The organism is Legionella qingyii (genome assembly GCF_003184185.1).
The window spans coordinates 1-2,160 of sequence record NZ_QHJG01000025.1 but is presented as its reverse complement, the minus strand read 5'-3'; the positions used below and the strand labels follow the sequence as shown (position 1 = coordinate 2,160).

The following is a 2,160-nucleotide window of genomic DNA, read 5'->3' as shown; positions in this document are numbered from 1 at the left end:
AGAATTAGTACTTTGCGAATCAGTAGAATTAGTACTTTGCGAATCAGCAGAATTAGTACTTTGCGAAGTAGAATTAGTACTTTGCGAATCCGCTGTCTGTCCGCTGGAATAAGAAGCACCATTCTGTACTGTCTGGCCTGAGTTTGAAGAATCTACACTTGTTGTACTGTAGTTTAAATTATTCTGATCGAACTCATGCGCCATACGATCAAGGCGTCTATCTGCCTCTCTCGTTGCTTCAAAAATTTCTTTTAGTTCTTCGTATCCTTCCTTATAAAGTTCTGCCACTAATTTTTGCTCGTCTGATAATCGCTCTTTCAATCCACGTGTCTGTATTAAAGGTCGTGATGGTGTTTTAGTTGGACGTTTATAACCACCAAAAAATTGCCTATAGTCCTTTCTCGTATACATAAATCACCTCATAAAAGAATATCTAACCTAATAGACTTAATAAAATTGGTGATTGCGAGAAATACTAAAAGCCAGGTTTGCTGAGCCAGGCTTAATGAGTATGTAACGAATACACTTTCCTTCATTAAGTCTTATCAGCGACGAACCCGTTTAGTGATTAAAACTAGGTAGTACCAGTCCTCCTTAAATCCTTTGGGAGAAGATAGGCCGCTATAACTGAAGTTTTAATTACAATCAGTTATTGTTCAATAATTATACCACTGGACATTTTATTATGCAATACAAAATTTATAAATAGCAGGGAGAATATAAATGATTCAAAATTTCCGTGAAGAGATGCTTTAGAAACTGCAATTAGAAAAGCTAGAGATGTTTAGGTTTCTTTACCATTTTAAGCGACCTAATAAACTATCATTTTTATCCTATACTAATAAAAACACTGGAATTTATAGGCCGTATTATGAATTCAGATCCTCTTAATCCTGATTCTGAAGAGTCTCAGACATTACCATTAGACTCACAAACAGGTCCAAGAATGGAAAAGAAACCTGTTCCGGCTCCTGATTCAGATCTGATCGATTACAGTGTTGATCCTGAGCAAGAATGGCGAGTTTTTCAAAATAACTCAAAAAGTCTTAGTAATGCATGGAATAGCGATCAGGAACATTACGCCCAGCTTTGTCATGCTGCGGTTGAACAATCGCTGCAAAAGCTAAATACTGAACCCATGACTGTTAAATCGTTATATGAGTTTTTAGCCGAGCAAAGACATGCGATTGCGCTACAATTGAACCAACCCTCAAAGAAGAGAGTTGGGATCATGAGATCCTATGATGAACCGGGCAATCCAACTACTCCAGTTTATCCAAATGGCAAGTATCAAGATTTCTTTCCAGAAGTTAAAGAACGAATCCGGTCGTTATACAATAAAGTGCCACAGGCACAGGGTGGATATGTAATTCAGAAAGATACTAACAAGGGAAATTTCAGGCGAGGTGACTGGGTAGTCATAACCGATGGCGATTTGCCCTTGACAGGAATTACCTATCCCAAAGAACCGCTGCCACATATGATGGGGTTCGATCCGAGTTTTAATTTTCTTCACACCGAAGCCCAACATATTCCCAAAGTTTATGAAAAAATTAATAAGCTGTTTCATGCAGTTCTTGAACATCCGGAGCCAACAAAAGAAAACATGCAAAAAATAGGTGAAATGGTATGGTATTTGGCTCATGCCATGCCTTGTGATCGCGGTAGTGCTGCAACGACAGAATTGTTTGCCAGAACGATGATGAAAAAAATTGGTTTACCGGTTATACCCTATGAGCATCCAATCCCCTTGGACTTTGAGGCTTTAATTGAACCAGATAAAACAAAATTTATTGAACGTTTTACCACAGATTTCTATCCCAAACTTAATCAATATTATGCACTGACTGCTGAGAAAGAAACATCACAAGATATTAAACAAAGCACCGATCTTTCTTTATCTAACTCTTCTATTTTTAAAAATTTTAAGCAGGAATTAAACAAAATTGTCCAAACAGCAGGTGAAATTTTGGAAAATTGGAGTTCGCCAAAAAATCGATAACAGTTATTCAGCATAGCTTGCACTTATGGGGTCAGGCCCCTTCCCCACTAAAGTCTGTTGACATTTCATTTAATTACGCCTATTTCCAGCGCTTTATGCCTGAGAGATGGTCACAAAAAGTGACCATTATTTTTAAAAAAAGAATAATTTTTTTTGAA

General features: G+C 37.3%; 2 protein-coding genes. One reads left to right on the top strand and one right to left on the bottom strand.

The window, feature by feature from the left end; translation table 11 throughout:
• The coding region (locus DGG96_RS14540) for a hypothetical protein (protein WP_205872621.1) at positions 1–411 on the bottom strand (411 nt) is incomplete at its 3' end.
• A 460-nt stretch (positions 412–871) separates the two neighbouring features.
• Between DGG96_RS14540 and DGG96_RS14535 the strand changes: the two genes are divergently transcribed.
• On the top strand, positions 872–2,002 hold the full coding sequence (locus DGG96_RS14535) for a type III effector AvrB4-1 (protein ID WP_110142828.1): 1,131 nt from the start codon (positions 872–874) through the stop codon (positions 2,000–2,002).
• Positions 2,003–2,160: the final 158 nt, after the last annotated feature.